This window comes from Streptomyces sp. NBC_01244, from assembly GCF_035987325.1.
Taxonomy (GTDB): Bacteria; Actinomycetota; Actinomycetes; order Streptomycetales; family Streptomycetaceae; genus Streptomyces.
The window spans coordinates 6,586,251-6,603,859 of record NZ_CP108488.1 but is presented as its reverse complement, the minus strand read 5'-3'; the positions used below and the strand labels follow the sequence as shown (position 1 = coordinate 6,603,859).

Below are 17,609 nucleotides of genomic sequence, written 5' to 3'. Positions count from 1 at the left end.
TACCGTAGGAGTGTGCCCGAGACTCAGCCCACTGTTCTCGTCCTGACCGCACTCCCCCTTGAATACGCCGCTGTCCGCGCGCAGCTCGAGCAGTGGCAGGAGCTCGTCCACCCTGACGGGACCCGGGTCGAGCGGGGCCGGCTGCCCGGCACCCCCTGGCATGTCGCCATCGGCGAACTGGGGGTGGGCGAGGGCCGGGCGGCTTCTCTGACCACAGGACTCGTCAACTGGCTCAACCCCGAGGCCGTGTTCTTCGTCGGTATCGCCGCCAGTGTGAAGGACGATGTCGGGATCGGGGACGTCGTCGTGAGCACGCGGGTGTACGAGGTCCACGGCGGGCGGACACCCGAGGGTTTCCCGGTCCGGCCGAAGCCCCTCGGGGGTTCGCGCGCGCTCGAACAGTCGGTCCGTTCCGCCGTGCGGGACATGCCCGACGTACGGGCGCACTTCAGGCCGATCGCCACGGGGGACGCGGCCCTGGCGGACCCTGAATCCGAGATCTCCCGGTTCATACGCCGCAACCACAACGACGTCGTCGCGATCGACATGGAGGGCTCCGGGCCGGCCCACGCGGCTGACCTGAACGGCCCGTTGGACGTCGTGGTGATCCGGGGCATCAGCGACCACGCCGATGCCGCGCACAAGTCCGCCGCCCCGGGTGCGCAGGAGCGCGCCGCCGAGCGGGCGGCCTCGCTGATGGTGGCGGCGCTGCGCAGGCACCGACCGAAGGCCGAAGGCGTTTCGGGGCGCCGCTACGCGATCCTCGTGGGAGTCTCACGGTATTCGTCGGGCCTGCCGGACCTCCCCGGGGCGGTGGACGACGTACAGCGCCTCGACGACGTCCTCGGCCCGATGGGTTACGAGCGCGTCCTGTCCGAGGTGTCGCTCAATCCGACCTCGGCCGAACTGCGTGCTGGTCTGGACAGGTGGAGCAGGGAGCAGCGGCTGGGACCGGACGACGTCCTGGTCGCGTACTTCGCCGGTCACGGCGTCCGGCACGGCGGCCGGCAGTACTTGCTCTGCTCGGACGACGACGATCGGTTCTTCCGGCACTCAGCCATCACCCTGGACGATTTCACCACCCTGGTGACGGACGATCTGGCCGGGCATTCGCTCATCCTCCTCAATGCCTGTTGGAGCGGCGCCTCCACCGCGAGGGACACGACCGCTTCGGCCTTCCTTCCGGGGAGTACCCGGCCGTCGGAGGGCAATGCCTGGGTGCTCAGCTCCGCGCGGGACGGCGAACGCGCGGAGAGCAGCACGTTCACGCGGGCGCTGCAGGAGGTTCTCACCGGACCACCGGTCGACAGGCGCCAGCGCTTCCTCAGCATCCGGTCGGTGGCGGAGGGCGTGCGGGAGCGGCTCCGCGCGTCCGACCTGTTCCAGGCGTTCGGCACGACGACGTACGGGGAGGAGGACCCGTTCTTCCCCAATCCGGCCTACGTTCCCGGCCTTCCACCCGATGAGCTCGACATCTCCAGCGTCGTGCGACTCCGCCGGGAACAGGACGACCACTTCACGCCGCCCGGTCGGGGCGTGGCGCACGCGTCGGTCGAGGGTGACTTCTTCGTCGGGCGTCTGGCTGCATTGAACGCGCTCACCGACTGGCTCGATGCGCCTGGCGGTGACAACGAGACGCTCGTCGTCACAGGCGCTGCGGGCAGCGGCAAGTCCGCGCTGCTCGGCCGTCTCATCCTGCTCATGGACCCCGACAGTGCGGCCAGGCTGAGCCTCCCGCCCACGGTGTCGACGCCGCCGGATGCGGCCCTCATCGCGCTGAGCTGCCGTACGACCACTCCTGCCGACATCACCGCGAGACTCGCGGCAGCGCTCGCCCTGCCGGCGGCCTCGGACCGTCACGACGTGTTCGCGGCGCTCGGCGCACGCACCGACCCCCTCGTGATCATCCTCGACGGGCTCGACGAGGCTCCGGACGGCGACCGGCTCGTCGCCGAATTGATCCGGCCGTTGAGTCCCCTTCCGGGGGTACGGCTGGTCATCGGCGCACGCCCGCACGAGGTGGCCCGGCTCGGCCCGGCCGTCAGAGTCATCGACCTCGACGAGCCGCCCTACCGGGACGACGCCGATCTCGAGCAGTACGCCTACCGCATGCTGCTGGGCGAGGCGACCGTGCCGCACGCGCGGCGTTCACTCCTCTACGCCGCCGACCCGGCCCGCGCCAGGACCGATGCAGCGGCCATCGCCCGGCGTGCACAGGGCTCCTTCCTCGTCGCACAGTTGGCGGTCCACGCCATGGTGGACGGCGGCGGGACGGCGGAGCGGTCGCCGGGCTCCGTCCCGACCATCGAGGAGTTGTACGAGAGCTACGCCGGACGCGGCTCACACGGCGACGCCCGCCGGGCCCCCTCCGCCCACCTCCTCTTGCCCCTCGCCTACGCCCAGGGAGCGGGGCTGCCGCCCGAGCTCTGGGCTCCGGTGGCCGAAGCACTCTCGGACGAACCTTGCACGGACGAGGACGTGCGGGACCTTGTCGCACAGCGCCACGGGCTCATCGTCGAAGACCGGCAACACGGCGCCACCGTCTACCGGTTCTTCCACCAGACCTTCGCGGAGTACCTGCGGCCTGCCGGTCAGGACCGGGAACGGCACCGCCGCGTGGCGCTGGCCCTCATACGGCAGGTACCGCTCACCGCTTCCGGTGAGCGCGACTGGGGAGCGGCGAACCCCTACATCCGCGAGCACCTCGTCACACACGCCGTGGCGGGCCGAGTGCTCGACGGCCTGTTGCCGGACGTCGGCTTCCTGCGGCATGCCGCACAGGGGCCGCTGCTGCGGGCACTCCGGGACAACGGCACCACCGGCTCCGCCCCCTCCTCGCACGTACCCACGCCCACCGGCGATGACGGGTCTGCCGAGGGGATCGCCTCGCGCCTGCTGTCCGAGCGACCCATCGTCCTGGTCGTCGCCACCGAGTGGTTCTCCTCCCACGGCGGGCTGAGCACCTTCAACCGGTACCTGTGCACGGCGCTCGCGGCCGCGGGGGCACAGGTTTTCTGCACCGTGCTCGAAGCGAACGCGACCGCGTCGGCCGACGCGGAGTCCAAGGGCGTCACCCTTCTGTGCCACCCGGGTGCGCCCGGCGCTCCCGAGTACGGCAGGCTGTCCCGCCGTCCCCGTCTCGACGTGGAACCCGACCTCATCATCGGCCACGGCCGGATCACCGGACCGGCAGCCGTACATCTGAACGAGGACTGCTTCCCGAAGGCCCGGAGGCTGCACATCATCCACATGGCGCCGGACGAGATCGAGTGGCACAAGCTCGACGCCACCACGGACCGGGCCCAACTCGCGGAGGACCGTACGGAAATCGAGCGGGAGCTGGCCGCCACCGCGCACCGCACCTTCGCCATCGGCCCGCGTCTGCACGGGCGTTTCTCCAACGCGCTCTGCGAGGCGGACGTGCTGCCGCCGCTGCAGCTCGACCCGGGCTTCGACCTGCAGCCCGGGGTCCTGCCCGCCCCGCGCACCCCTCCGCCCGGGTTTCCGCTCAAGGTGCTCCTGGCCGGCCGGACCGACGATGCCAGACTCAAGGGTGTCGATCTGGCGGCCCGCGCCCTCGGCCTGGTGCACGAGCTGCGGACCAAGGCGTCTACCGACCCGGTGGAACTCCTGGTGCGTGGAGCGCTGTTGGGTGAGGGCGAGGCCCAGCGGAACGAAATCATCGGCTGGTCGGGAGTTCACGCGCTGGAGGTGACCGTGCGCGGCTTCTCGCCGGACCCCGGCCGGCTGGACCAGGACATGGGCTGCGCGAGTCTGGTCATCATGCCCTCCCGCTCGGAGGGGTTCGGGCTGATCGGGGTCGAGGCCATCATCCGCGGTGTCCCGCTGCTGGTGAGTGGCAACAGCGGGCTCGCCCAGCTCCTGCGCAAAGAGTTGGGCGGTGACGCCGAAGAACTCATCGTGCCGGTCACCATGGACATCGAAGCGGACGCCGTCGTGTGGGCCGAGCGGATCAACCGGTGTCTCGACAACCGGGAATCCGCCTACGCCCGGATCGCCGACGTCCGCAGTCGCCTCTCCGCGCGCGTGACCTGGGCAGCGGCGGCCGCGCTCGTACTGGGCGAGGCGCCGCCGCGCCGTGAGCAGGTACCGGGCCCGACGCTCCCCTGACGTCAGGGCGCGGATCCCTCCACCGAGGCCGTCTTCGCCATCGCGGCCGCCGCCCGCCGCATCCCCTCCGTCAGTTCCGCCGGGGTCGCGGCCGACGCGGGGTCGAAGAGCCACTGGAGCATGAACCCGTTCAGCAGGGCCTGGTAGAAGGCGCCGGTGGTCCGCAGGTCCTCCTCCGTCAGGTCCTCCTCGGGTACGCCGGTGAACATCGAGATCAGCCCCCTGCGCCCCTCCCCCTGCGAGGCGGCGAGCATCGCGCGCAGTTGCGGCATCCGGCCCCCGGCGAGGGCGATCTCCATGCTGGCCGACCAGATCGGACCGGACTCCTCGCGCCCGGCGTGCACCCCGTCCCATACCGAGCGGAAGCGTTCCAGCGAGCCGCCCTCGCCCTCCACCTCGCCCGTGAACCGGTCACCCCACTCCTGGACGACGGCGACGAACGCCTCCGTCATGAGGGCGTCCTTGGAGCCGTAGTGGTAGCCGATCGAGGCCAGGTTCGCGCCCGAGACCTTGACGATGTCGCGGGCGGTCGTGCCCACGAAACCCTTCTCGAGCAGGCACTTCTTGGCGCCTTCCAGCAAGTCTTCGCGATGTCCCATGCCTTCACGGTAGCCAAGACACCCGTCCAAGACAAACGTCCTACACGACCGTCCTACACAGTTGTTCTATACAGCCGTACTAGACAGACGTTTATGACGCTTGTACATTGCTGCTCATGACGAACCCCGCAGCACGTCTCGCCGGTCGCCGGGAATGGACCGCCCTCACCGTGCTCCTGCTCCCCCTGCTCCTGGTCTCGATGGACGTCTCCGTCCTCTACTTCGCCATCCCGGCCATCACCCGGGAGCTGGACCCCAGCGCCACCCAGCAGCTCTGGATCTTCGACAGCTACGCCTTCGCCCTCTCGGGCCTGCTCATCACGATGGGCTCGCTCGGCGACCGGATCGGCCGCCGCAAGTTGCTGCTGACCGGCGCGGCCGCCTTCGGACTCGCCTCCGTCGCCGCCGCCTACGCCTCCAGCGCCGAGATGCTCATCGCGGCCCGGGTGCTGCTCGGGATCGGCGGCGCGACCCTGATGCCGTCCACGCTCGCCCTCGTGCGCAATCTCTTCCAGGACGAGCGGCAGCGCGGCAAGGCCATCGCGATCTGGTCCGGCGCCATGACCGGCGGCGTCGCCCTCGGCTCGGTCATGAGCGGCGTGATGCTGAACCACTTCTGGTGGGGCTCCGTCTTCCTGATCAACGTGCCCGCGATGCTGCTCCTGCTGGTGCTGGTCCCCGTGCTGGTCCCCGAGTTCAAGGACCCGGCGCCCGGCCGCTTCGACCTGCTGAGCGTGCCGCTGTCGATGGCCGCCGTGCTCCCGGTGGTCTACGGGCTCAAGGAGATCGCCGCCGAGGGCTTCACCCCGCTCCACGCCGGCTGCCTCGCCGCCGGCCTGGCCTTCGGGTGGCTCTTCGTCCGCCGCCAGCGCACCCGTGACGACGCCATGGTCTCCCGGACCCTCTTCCGGGAACGCGGCTTCGGTGCCGGCATCGGCCTGAACACCATCGCCGCCTTCGCCATGATGGGCTCGGCCTACTTCACCACCCAGTACCTGCAGTCGGTGCTCGGCATGGGCACCCTGGAAGCCGCCCTCTGGAGCCTCGCCCCCTCGGTCGTGATCGGCGCCGCCGCCCCCGTCAGCGCGGCCCTCGCCCAGAAGACCGACCGGGCCTACGTCATCTCGGGCGGCTTCGTCCTCGCCGCCGCCGGGTTCGCCCTGATCGGCCTGGTGGACACCGACTCGCTGTGGCTGCTGCTGACCGGCGCCGGGACCCTCGCCTCCGGCATCGTCACCGTGATGTCCCTGGTCTCGGACATGGCCCTCGGCTCCGCCCCCGCCGAGAAGGCCGGCTCGGCCGCCTCTCTGCTGGAGACCGGCCAGGAGTTCGGCGGCGCCCTCGGGATGGCCGTCCTGGGCAGCCTGGGCACGGCCGTCTACCGCTCCGACCTGGCCGGGTCCGAGCCCGCCGTACGGGAGACCCTGGGCGGGGCCGTGGCCACCGCTCAGGAGCTCGGCGGCGCGGCCGGCGGGCAGGTCCTGACCACGGCCAGGGAGGCCTTCGTCCACGGAATGCAGTACGCGGCCTGGGGCGGTACGGTCCTGCTCCTCGCGGCGGCGGTGCTCGCCGCGGCCCTGCTCCGGGGACGCGGAGCCCCGGCCCCGGACCAGGCGGAGCCGGCTCCGGCCGGCGAAGCGCTCGCGCACTGAGCGGCGTAGCGGGGCGGGACACACGAAAGGGCCCGGGGTCTCCCCCGGGCCCTTCGCGTGGGTCTGCTGCCGCAGCGTCAGCCGAGGCTGACCGTACGGGCCGAGACGGCGCCGATCTCGGTGGCGATGTCCGCGAGGACGTTCACCGGGGCCTCCGCGTCGACCGTGAGGACCGCGAGGGCCTCGCCGCCCTCTTCGGCGCGGGCGACCTGCATGCCCGCGATGTTCAGGCCGGCCTCGCCGAGGATGCGGCCGACGGCGCCGACCACGCCCGGGCGGTCGGCGTAGCGCAGGACGATCATGTGGTCGGCGAGCGCCAGGTCCACGTCGTACTCACCGATGCCGACGATCTTCTGCAGGTGCTTCGGACCCACGAGCGTGCCGGAGACCGAGACCTCCTGGCCGTCCGACAGGGTGCCGCGGACGGTCACCACGTTGCGGTGGTCCGGGGACTCCGAGGAGGTGGTCAGGCGGACCTCGACCCCGCGCTCCTGCGCGAAGAGCGGGGCGTTGACGTAGGAGACCGTCTCGTCGACGACGTCCTCGAAGACACCCTTGAGCGCGGAGAGTTCGAGCACCTTGACGTCGTGCTGGGTGATCTCGCCGCAGACCTCGACGTCGAGGCGGACCGCGACCTCGCCCGCCAGGGCGGTGAAGATGCGGCCGAGCTTCTCGGCGAGCGGCAGGCCCGGACGGACGTCCTCGGCGATGACGCCGCCCTGGACGTTGACCGCGTCGGGCACGAGCTCACCGGCGAGCGCGAGGCGCACCGACTTGGCTACCGAGACACCGGCCTTCTCCTGGGCCTCGTCCGTGGACGCGCCGAGGTGCGGGGTGCAGACGACCTGGTCGAGCTCGAACAGCGGGGAGTCCGTGCAGGGCTCCTTCGCGTACACGTCGAGGCCGGCGCCGGCGACGCGGCCTTCCTTGATCGCCGAGTACAGCGCGGCCTCGTCCACGATCCCGCCGCGGGCGGCGTTGACGATGCGGACGGACGGCTTGACCTTGTGCAGGGCCTCGTCCCCGATGAGACCGAGGGTCTCGGGGGTCTTGGGCAGGTGCACGGTGATGAAGTCGGCGACCTCGAGGAGCTCGTCCAGCGTCAGCATCTTGACGCCCATCTGGGCGGCGCGCGCGGGCTGCACGTAGGGGTCGTACGCGACGATCTTCATACCGAAGGCCGACATGCGCTGGGCGACCAGGACGCCGATGCGGCCGAGGCCGACGACACCGAGGGTCTTCTCGCTGAGCTCGACACCCGTGTACTTGTTCCGCTTCCACTCGCCGTTCTTCAGGGCGGTGTTGGCCTGCGGAATGTTGCGGGCCGTCGCGACGAGCAGGCCACAGGCCAGCTCGGCGGCGGTGACGATGTTGGAGGTCGGAGCGTTCACGACCATCACGCCGGCCTTGGTGGCGGACGAGACGTCGACGTTGTCGAGACCGACGCCCGCACGGGCGACGACCTTCAGCTTCTTGGCCGCGGCGATGGCCTCGGCGTCGACCTTGGTCGCGGAGCGGACCAGGATCGCGTCGACGTCCACGATCGCGGGGAGCAGCTCCGCACGGTCGGCGCCGTTGCAGTGACGGATCTCGAAGTCCGGGCCGAGCGCCTCGACAGTGGCGGGCGACAGCTCTTCGGCAATGAGTACGACAGGTTTCGAGCTCACGTGGGTCCTCACAAGTCCAGTGCGGACGGCCGTCCCGACGGCCGCAGGCGGTGGAGGGGGGTAGCCGCGTGGAAGACGCACGACACTGTGGGCCTGACGCGTTGTGTTGAGCAGTGTAGTGGCGGATCAGGAAGGGAATTCCGCCTGTACGGAAGGATCACCCGCACGAGATTGGCCAGGGTGGACAAGCGGTCCCCCAGGAGGCCCCTCGGGGCCCGCCGTACGGGTGGTCCCACCGCTGTGCCGCGGGGCCGGGACGCACCGTCCCGGCCCCGCGGCGAGGCGGATCAGCTCTCGTCGTTGTCGACCCAGCTCATCAGCTTGCGGAGCTTCTTGCCGGTGGTCTCGAGCAGGTGCGCCTCATCGGCGCTCTTGTACGCGTTGTACTTCGGCAGACCGGCCTTGTACTCGGCCATCCAGGTGTTGGCGAACTCGCCGCTCTGGATCTCCGCGAGGACCTTCTTCATCTCGGCCTTGGTGGCGTCCGTGATGATGCGGGGACCGGTGATGTAGTCGCCCCACTCGGCGGTCTCGGAGACCGACCAGCGCATCTTCTCCAGGCCGCCCTCGTACATGAGGTCCACGATGAGCTTCAGCTCGTGCAGGCACTCGAAGTACGCGATCTCCGGCTGGTAACCGGCCTCGGTCAGCGTCTCGAAACCGGCCTTCACCAGCGCGGAGGCGCCACCACAGAGAACGGCCTGCTCACCGAACAGGTCGGTCTCGGTCTCCTCGGTGAACGTGGTCTTGATGACGCCGGCGCGCGTGCCGCCGATGCCCGCCGCGTACGACAGCGCGAGCTGGAAGGCGGAACCGGTGAAGTCCTGCTCGACGGCGGCGATGCAGGGCACGCCGCGGCCTTCCTCGTACTGACGGCGAACCAGGTGGCCCGGGCCCTTCGGGGCGACCAGGGCGACGTCCACGTTGGTGGGGGGCTTGATGAAGCCGTAACGGACGTTGAAGCCGTGGCCGAAGAAGAGCGCGTCGCCCTCTTCCAGGTGCGACTCGATGGAGGCGGCGTAGATCTCGGCCTGGAGCGGGTCCGGGGTCAGGATCATGATGACGTTCGCCCAGGCCGCGGCCTCGGCGACGGGCAGGACCTTCAGGCCCTGCTCCTCAGCCTTGGCCTTGGACTTCGAGCCCTCGTGCAGGCCGACGACGACGTCGACGCCGGAGTCACGGAGCGACAGCGCGTGGGCGTGGCCCTGGCTGCCGTAACCGATGACCGCGACCTTGCGGCCCTGGATGATGGACAGGTCGGCGTCGTTCTCGTAGAACAGCTCGGCCACTGGGATATCTCCTTGGTGCGCTGGTGTTGCTCCCACCGTACGGCGGGGAACGGAATACGTGGTTCTCGGTCTCGCCATACGAGCGAGCGAGAAACGAACGGGCGGGGCACGACCGGGCCGGTGACACCGGCCCGGGCGGGCTCAGGCGCTGCGGTCGAGCGCGCGCAGGCTGCGGTCCGTGATGGACCGGCCGCCGCGCCCTATGGCGATCGTCCCGGACTGGACGAGCTCCTTGATGCCGAAGGGCTCCAGCATCTTGAGCATCGCGCCCAGCTTGTCGGTGCCGCCGGTGGCCTCGATGGTGACGGCCTCCGGGGAGACGTCGACGGTCTTGGCGCGGAACAGCTGGACGATCTCGACGATCTGCGAGCGCGTTTCGTTGTCGGCGCGGACCTTCACCAGAACGAGTTCGCGCTCGATGGCGTTAACGTGCTCCAGCTCGACGATCTTGAGCACGTTGACCAGCTTGTTGAGCTGCTTGGTCACCTGCTCCAGCGGGAGGTCCTCGACGTTCACGACGATGGTGATGCGCGAGATGTCGGGGTGCTCGGTGACACCGACCGCGAGGGAGTCGATGTTGAACCCGCGTCGGGAGAACAGCGCGGCGATCCGGGCGAGGATGCCGGGCGTGTTCTCGACCAGGACGGAGAGCGTGTGCTTGGACATGTGAGTCGTTCTCTCTCTCGGGCTCTCTCGGCTCAGTCGTCTTCGTTGTCGCCGAAGTCGGGGCGGACGCCCCGTGCGGCCATGACCTCGTCGTTCGAGGTGCCGGCGGCGACCATCGGCCACACCATGGCGTCCTCGTGGACGATGAAGTCGATGACGACCGGGCGGTCGTTGATCGCGTTGGCCTCGGCGATGACCTTGTCCAGGTCTGCCGGGTCCTCGCAGCGCAGTGCCACGCAGCCCATGGCCTCGGACAGTTTGACGAAGTCCGGGACGCGGGTGCCCATGCGGGGGGCGGCCGACTCGCCGAGCTGGGAGCCGACGGCCGTGTCGGTGCCCGTCTCGCCCGCGTGCAGGACGGTGTTCGAGTACCGCTGGTTGTAGAACAGGGTCTGCCACTGGCGGACCATGCCCAGCGCACCGTTGTTGATGATCGCGACCTTGATCGGGATGTTGTTCAGGGCGCAGGTGGCCAGTTCCTGATTGGTCATCTGGAAACAGCCGTCGCCGTCGATCGCCCAGACGGTGCGCTCCGGCATGCCGACCTTGGCGCCCATCGCGGCGGGGACCGCGTAGCCCATGGTTCCGGCGCCGCCGGAGTTCAGCCAGGTGCGGGGCTCCTCGTAGTTCACGAAGTGCGAGGCCCACATCTGGTGCTGGCCGACACCGGCGGTGTAGATGGTGCCCTTCGGTGCCAGCTGGCCGATCCGCTCGATGACCTGCTGGGGGGAGAGCGTGCCGTCCTCGGGCAGGTCGTAGCCCAGCGGGTAGGTGTCGCGCCAGCGGTTGAGGTCCTTCCACCAGGCGGTGTAGTCGCCGGCGTTGCCGTCGTTGGCCTCGGCCTGGACGGCCTGGATCAGGTCGGCGATGACCTCGCGGGCGTCACCGACGATCGGGACGTCCACGGCGCGGTTCTTGCCGATCTCGGCCGGGTCGATGTCCGCGTGGATGACCTTGGCGAAGGGGGCGAAGCTGTCCAGCTTGCCGGTGACGCGGTCGTCGAAGCGGGTGCCGAGCGCGATCAGCAGGTCCGACTTCTGGAGCGCGGTCACGGCGGTGACGGCACCGTGCATGCCGGGCATGCCGACGTTCTGCGGGTGGCTGTCCGGGATGGAGCCCAGGGCCATCAGGGTGGTGACGACCGGGACGCCGGTGAGCTCGGCGAGGACCTTCAGCTCGGCGGTCGCGCCGGCCTTCATGACGCCGCCGCCGACGTAGAGGACCGGCCGCTTGGCGGCGGCGATCATCTTGGCGGCCTCGCGGATCTGCTTGGCGTGGGGCTTGGTCACCGGCCGGTAGCCGGGGAGGTCCTGGCTCGGCGGCCACGAGAAGGTGGTCCGCGCCTGCAGGGCGTCCTTGGCGATGTCGACCAGGACCGGGCCGGGGCGGCCGGTTGAGGCGATGTGGAAGGCCTCGGCGATGGTCCTCGAGATGTCCTCGGCCCTGGTCACCAGGAAGTTGTGCTTGGTGATCGGCATGGTGATGCCGACGATGTCCGCCTCCTGGAAGGCGTCGGTGCCGATGGCCTTGGAGGAGACCTGGCCGGTGATCGCGACGAGCGGCACGGAGTCCATGTGCGCGTCGGCGATCGGGGTGACCAGGTTGGTGGCGCCGGGGCCGGAGGTGGCCATGCAGACGCCGACCTTGCCGGTCGCCTGGGCGTAGCCGGTGGCGGCGTGGCCGGCCCCCTGCTCGTGGCGGACCAGGATGTGGCGGACCTTCGTGCTGTCCATCATCGGGTCGTAGGCCGGGAGGATGCAGCCGCCCGGAATACCGAAGACGGTGTCGCACCCCACCTCTTCGAGAGAGCGGATGAGGGACTGCGCACCCGTGACGTGCTCAACTGCGGCGGTCTGGTGTCCGCCGGTACGGGCCCGCGGCTGCGGATGGTGGGCCCCGGTGGCCTGCTCGGTCATCGGCATTCTCTTCTCGAAGCTGAGGGTTTTACGAGGAGGGTTTTACGAGATTCGACGTTGCCAGTGCAACAAAAAACCCCTCGTGCCGGGAGGCAAGCGAGGGGAGCGCGTCGGGTGCGTTGAGCGGGGACATGCTGGTCCCAGCTTCAGCCGACGCGCTTTCCAAGTACGAGAATTCGGGTGCGCATGGCATTGACCCTCCCTCTGGCGGGAGGGTGATGTCAAGCGGGTGGGACGGGCGTCTCATTATGTGAGCCTCTGTGGATAACCATCGAGCCACCTGGCGAACCACCGGCCAACGCGGGTTGGGCCGAACCGCCCGGTACTGGGAACGTACCGCGCACGAGCGCTCGCCGCAGCCTGTACTCGTCCAGAGGGCCGGAGAAGGCCATTCCCTGCCCGTGGCTGCAGCCCATCGCGCGCAGTGCCATGACCTGCTCCGGGAGGTCCACGCCCTCCGCCACCGACTGCATGCCGAGGTCGTTTGCGATCCGCAACAGACCTGCGGTGATCTTGTGGAGCCGGGGGGATTCCACGACCCCCTCGACCAGGCCGCGGTCGAGCTTGAGCATGTCCACGGGGAGCCGGCGCAGCGCGCTGATGGCCGCGTAACCGCTGCCGAAGCCGTCCAGGGCGATCAGGACCCCGAGCCGGCGCAGCGCCGCCAGGCGGCGCTCCAGGTCGTCGAAGGGCACCCTGGGGTCGGAGACGGCGAGCTCCAGGACGAGCGCGCCCGACGGCAGCCCGTTGCGGGTCAGCAGGGCTTCCACCGAGCCCAGCGGCATCGACCGGTCCAGCAGCCGCTGCGCGGTCATCCGTACGGCCACGGGGACGTCGTGCCCGGCCCGGTGGCGCTCGGCCGCCTGCCCGACGGCCTCCTCCAGCAGCCAGCGCCCCAGCTCGGCGGTGCGCGAGGCGTCCGGCACGGCCGGATGCCCGCCCTCGCTGTACTCGGCGACCCGCAGGAACTCGGCCGGGGTGAACAGGATCCCCTGGGCGGAGCGCCACCGGGCCTGCGCCACCACGGCCGAGATCTCCCCCGAGGCCAGGGAGACCACGGGCTGGTGCAGCAGCGCGAACTCTCCGTCGTGCAGCGCGGTGCGCAGCCGCCCCGCGAGCTCGGCCTTGCGGACGACCTCGGCCTGCATCTGGGGCGCGTACATCTCGACCCGGTTCTTGCCGCCCGCCTTGGCCCGGTACATCGCGAGATCCGCGTTGCGCATCAGGTCCGAAGGGGTGATGCCGGGGTCCGCGAAGGCCACGCCGATGCTGGCGGCGACCCGGACCTCGCTCCCGGCGATCCGGTAGGGCTGGGAGAGGGTGGTGCGCAGCCGGTCGGCGATCTCGTGGACCTGGTACTCGCGGGCGCTGCGGTCGCGGTTGCCGTCGCCCAGGATCAGGGCGGCGAACTCGTCGCCGCCCAGGCGGGCCGCGGTGTCCCCGGCCCGGACCGAGTCCTGGAGCCGGCGGGCGGCCTCGATGAGCAGCTCGTCACCGGCCTGGTGGCCGATGGTGTCGTTGACCGCCTTGAAGCCGTCGAGGTCGATGAAGAGCACGGCGGTGCTGTGGTCCCCGGCCCGCCGGCCGGTGAGGGCCTGGCGGACCCGGCGGGTGAACAGGGCCCGGTTGGGGAGGTCGGTGAGCGGGTCGTGCTCGGCGCTGTGCTGGAGCTGCGCCTGGAGCCGGACCCGCTCGGTGACGTCGCGGCTGTTCAGGATGAGGCCGCCCTGGTGACGGTTGACGGTGGACTCCACATTGAGCCACTCGCCGGCGCCCGATCTGAACCGGCACTCGATGCGGGTGGTCGGTTCCTCGGTGGGCGGCGCGGCCAGGAAGCGGCGCACCTCGTGGACGACGCGGCCCAGGTCCTCCGGGTGGATCAGGGTGGCCAGCTCGGTACCGACCAGCTCTTCCGCCTCGCGGCCGTAGACCCCGGCGGCGGCGGGGCTGACGTAGCGCAGGGTGCCGGTGGGCGCGGCGATCATGATGACGTCGCTGGAGCCCTGGACCAGGGAGCGGAAGTGGTTCTCCTTCTGGGCCAGTTCCTGGGTCAGCGCGATGTTGTCGAGCAGCATGATGCCCTGGCGGATGACCAGGGCGAGCACGACCGTGCAGCCCGTGAAGACGACGACCCGGTCGACCTTGCGGCCGTCCACCACGTTGTAGAGGATGCCCAGCGTGCAGACGGCCGCCGCGAGGTACGGGGTGAGGGCGGGCAGGGAGCCGGTGATGGGGCGGCTGTGCGGCCGCTCGGCGCGCGCCTGGGCGACGGGGTCGGGACCGGGGTGCAGCCTGCGGGCGCCCCAGGGCGCGTAGGCGAGGAGGAGCGATCCGGCGAACCAGCCGGCGTCGAGGAGCTGGCCGGACTGGTACTCGGCGCTGAGCAGCGGCGAGGTGAACAGCGCGTCGCTCAGCACGGTCAGGGCGAGGGCCGCGATGGCGGTGTTCACGGCGGAGCGGTTGGTCTCGGAGCGGCGGAAGTGCAGCACCAGCACCATCGAGACGAGCGCGATGTCCAGGAGCGGGTAGGCCAGCGAGAGGGCGGCGCGCGGGACGCTGCCGGGGGCGCCGGACTGGGCGGTGCGCGCGGCGTGCGCGAGGGCCAGGCTCCAGGAGAGGGTGAGCAGGGAGCCGCCGATGAGCCAGGAGTCGAGGCCGAGGCAGACCCAGCCCGCTCGGGTGACCGGGCGCTTCGCGAGGACGAGCAGGCCCACGATGGCGGGCGGCGCGAAGCAGAGGAAGGCGAAGTCGGCGAGGGAGGGCTTCGGCACGGCCTCGCCGAGGACCACCTCGTACCAGCCCCAGACCGCGTTGCCGCAGCAGCCCATGAGCGAGGAGAACGCGAACAGCAGCCAGGCCGGGCGCTCCCGGCTGTCAATGGCGCGGGCGTACGTGAAACAGGAGACGGCGGCGAGCAGGCCGGCCGCGCTGAGTCCGAAGTCGCCCATGATCTCGGCGAGTTCCTCGGAGCCCCAGCCGAGGGCGGCACCCACGCCGTACCCGCTGCTGACCACCGCGAGGAGGAGCTGCATCGCCAGCCCCCTGGCACCTCTGCCACCGTCGCCTGCGAGGGGCCGGCGGGTCAGCAGCGCCGCCCCCGGGGTGCTCACCGGTCCCCCTCGCTGGCTGGTTCCGGCGCGGTCCAGTCCCGGCACCGTCGCCTCCGGCGGCTTCGCCGCATCGGATCCTTCGTCCATTGGCCGTGCATCGCCCGTCGCCCCCCAAAGTGTCCGATCACTCCCCAGCGCCAGACGTTCGTGGCGCAGCCCCTTGTTCCGGACGATACACCACTTTCGTCACTCAGGGACATAGTTTCTCTACGCTCCGTCACCAACAAGGGAGTTGTGCCCACCGAGCGCATCCGGACGAACGCGGAGCGTGCCCGCCGCACGTCATTCCGTGATCAACACCGTGTTCTCCACGGGCTCTCCCGCGGCGAACCGGCGGAGCTGACGGGCCACCAGACGCTTGGCCCGCGGCTCGAACGCGGAGCTGCTGCCGCCCACATGGGGCGTGATCAGGACACCCGGAGCATGCCAGAGCGGATGGCCTGAAGGCAGTGGTTCCGGATCGGTGACGTCCAGCGCGGCGCGCAGCCGGCCCGACTCCACCTCCGTCAGAAGGGATTTGGTGTCGACGACGGGTCCGCGGGCCACGTTCACGAGCAGCGCGCCGTCCTTCATGCGGCCGAGGAACCGGGCGCCCGCGAGCCCCCTCGTCTCCTCCGTGAGCGGTGTGGCAAGGATCACCACGTCGGCCCCGGGCAGGAGTTGGGGCAGCTCGGCGAGGGCGTGCACCGGCCCGCGCGCCGTGGTGCGCGCCGTCCGCGCGACCCGGACGATCCGCTCGCACTCGAAGGGGGCGAGCCGGTCCTCGATGGCCGCGCCGACCGCTCCGTAGCCGATGATCAGTACGGACTTGTCCGCGAGGGCCTCGTAGAACCCGAAGCGCCACTCCTCGCGGTCCTGGCCGCGCACCATGCCGGGGATCCCGCGCAGGGAGGCCAGGATCAGGGTGAGCGCGAGCTCGGCGGTGCTCGCGTCGTGGACGCCCTTGGCGTTGCACAGCCGTACGCCGGGGGCCAGATCGCCGAGGCCGCCCAGGACGTGATCGACCCCGGCGGTCAGGGTCTGGACGATCCGCAGGCGGGGCATCGCGGGCAGCGGGCGCAGGGTGACGGCCGGGGACTTCATGTACGGGGTGACGTAGAAGACGCAGGCGGCCGGATCGGCCGGGAAGGTCTCCTCGCCGTCCCAGTGGCGGTAGCGGAAGGAATCGGGCAGGCCCTCGATCTCCTCGGCGGGAAAGGGGAGCCATACGTCGAGGGTCTCGCGGTTCTCTGCAGTCATGATCAGGAGGCTATGCCAGGGGATCCGGATCGAACCGTTAGTTTGTGTGCCGGAACCGGGGGGACCAGGGGGGACGCACGGTGGAGCGCAGGTCGATCGGGGCGGGGGCGCTGACGGTGGGAGCCGTCGGCCTCGGCTGCATGCCGATGAGCGGGGCGTACGCGCCTTCGCGCAGACGGCGCGAGGACTCGCTGCTCACCGTGCACACGGCCCTCGACCTGGGGGCGAACCTGCTCGACACCGCCGATCTGTACGGCCCCTACACCAATGAGCTGCTGCTCGGCCGGGTGCTGCGCGAGCGCCGGCCCGACGCCTTCGTGTCCGCGAAGGCGGGGCTGCGGGCCGACGGGGTGCACATGGTGGCCGACGGGCGCCCCGGGTACCTGCGGCGGGCCTGCGACGCCTCGCTGCGGCGGCTGCGCACCGACGTCATAGACCTGTACCAGTTGCACCGGGTGGACCCGGACGTGCCGGTCGAGGAGTCCTGGGGCGCGATGGCCGAGCTGGTGGGTGCGGGGAAGGTGCGGGCGCTGGGCTTCTGCGCGCTGGGGGCGGGCACCGGGCCGGGCGCGGGGCGGCGCGGGGACCCGGCGTACGAGACGACCGTGCGGCACCTGGAGCGGGCCCAGCAGGTGTTCCCGGTGAGCGCGGTGCAGGCGGAGCTGTCGGTGTGGTCCCCGCAGGCGGCGTGGCGGCTGCTGCCGTGGTGCGCGGCGCGGGGGGTGGGGTTCCTGGCGGCGATGCCGCTGGGGAGCGGGTTCCTGACCGGGACGCTGGTCCCGGGTGAGGGGTTCGAGCCCGAGGACGTGCGGGCCAGGCATCCGCGGTTCACGGCGTACGCGATGGCGGCGAACCAGGTGCTGGTGGCGGGGCTGCGGCGGGTCGCCCGGCGGCACGGGGACGAGGTCACGGCGGCGCAGGTGGCGCTGGCGTGGGTGCTGGCGCAGGGGCCCCAGGTGGTTCCGGTGCCCGGGACCGGGCAGGCGCACCGGGCGGCGGAGAACGCGCGGGCGGCGGAGGTGCGCCTGACCGCCGAGGACCTGGCGGAGCTGGCGGAGCTGCCGGCGCCGGTGGGCGCCTGAACCAGCGCCCGAACCAGGACCGGAATCAGGTCCCGAATCAGGTCCCGAACCACTCGATCGAGTGTACGAGTGGCGGAACTTGAAGCAGGGTCGGCGCTGTTGAGTCGTGTGAGGGCACGATCGGAGGACCGGAGGGGAGTACGGCGATGCGATACGGACACGAGCGCGGACAAGGGCCGGGAGACGGGCCGGGACACGGCCTGCCACAGGGGCCTGACCAGGACCTGGGGGCGGACCAGGACCGGGCGCAGGATCGGG

At 70.9% G+C, this 17,609-nt stretch carries 10 protein-coding genes; 3 read left to right on the top strand and 7 right to left on the bottom strand.

Annotation, left to right across the window (positions count from 1 at the left end):
* The first annotated feature begins 12 nt into the window (after positions 1–12).
* On the top strand, positions 13–4,131 hold the full coding sequence (locus OG247_RS29810) for a phosphorylase family protein (RefSeq protein ID WP_327255092.1): 4,119 nt from the start codon (positions 13–15) through the stop codon (positions 4,129–4,131).
* A 2-nt stretch (positions 4,132–4,133) separates the two neighbouring features.
* Here OG247_RS29810 and OG247_RS29805 read toward each other — a convergent pair whose 3' ends face one another.
* Positions 4,134–4,730, bottom strand: coding sequence for a TetR/AcrR family transcriptional regulator (locus OG247_RS29805; RefSeq protein ID WP_327255091.1), 597 nt, complete (start codon positions 4,728–4,730; stop codon positions 4,134–4,136).
* A gap of 116 nt (positions 4,731–4,846) precedes the next feature.
* On the opposite strand from OG247_RS29805, the gene OG247_RS29800 reads away from it, so the two are divergent.
* Entirely contained in the window at positions 4,847–6,382 is a 1,536-nt protein-coding gene (locus OG247_RS29800; protein ID WP_327255090.1) for an MFS transporter, read from the top strand.
* A 77-nt stretch (positions 6,383–6,459) separates the two neighbouring features.
* Here the strand turns inward: OG247_RS29800 and serA are convergent, their stop codons facing one another.
* The 6 genes from serA to OG247_RS29770 form a co-directional block, all read right to left on the bottom strand.
* Complete coding sequence (gene serA, locus OG247_RS29795; protein WP_266881282.1) at positions 6,460–8,049, bottom strand: phosphoglycerate dehydrogenase; 1,590 nt, start codon at positions 8,047–8,049, stop codon at positions 6,460–6,462.
* A 287-nt stretch (positions 8,050–8,336) separates the two neighbouring features.
* Entirely contained in the window at positions 8,337–9,338 is a 1,002-nt protein-coding gene (gene ilvC, locus OG247_RS29790; RefSeq protein WP_266881281.1) for a ketol-acid reductoisomerase, read from the bottom strand.
* A 141-nt stretch (positions 9,339–9,479) separates the two neighbouring features.
* Complete coding sequence (ilvN, locus tag OG247_RS29785; protein ID WP_266904165.1) at positions 9,480–10,004, bottom strand: acetolactate synthase small subunit; 525 nt, start codon at positions 10,002–10,004, stop codon at positions 9,480–9,482.
* Between the two features lie 32 nt (positions 10,005–10,036).
* A complete protein-coding gene (locus OG247_RS29780) occupies positions 10,037–11,926 on the bottom strand; it encodes an acetolactate synthase large subunit (protein WP_327255089.1) in 1,890 nt (629 codons plus the stop codon).
* 215 nt (positions 11,927–12,141) lie between these two features.
* Entirely contained in the window at positions 12,142–15,030 is a 2,889-nt protein-coding gene (locus tag OG247_RS29775) for a putative bifunctional diguanylate cyclase/phosphodiesterase (protein ID WP_442813453.1), read from the bottom strand.
* A 282-nt stretch (positions 15,031–15,312) separates the two neighbouring features.
* Complete coding sequence (locus OG247_RS29770; protein ID WP_327255088.1) at positions 15,313–16,269, bottom strand: 2-hydroxyacid dehydrogenase; 957 nt, start codon at positions 16,267–16,269, stop codon at positions 15,313–15,315.
* An 80-nt stretch (positions 16,270–16,349) separates the two neighbouring features.
* Between OG247_RS29770 and OG247_RS29765 the strand changes: the two genes are divergently transcribed.
* Positions 16,350–17,351 carry an aldo/keto reductase gene (locus OG247_RS29765; protein WP_327255087.1) on the top strand — a complete coding sequence of 334 codons (1,002 nt, stop codon included), beginning with the start codon at positions 16,350–16,352 and terminating at the stop codon, positions 17,349–17,351.
* The last annotated feature ends 258 nt before the right edge of the window (positions 17,352–17,609 follow it).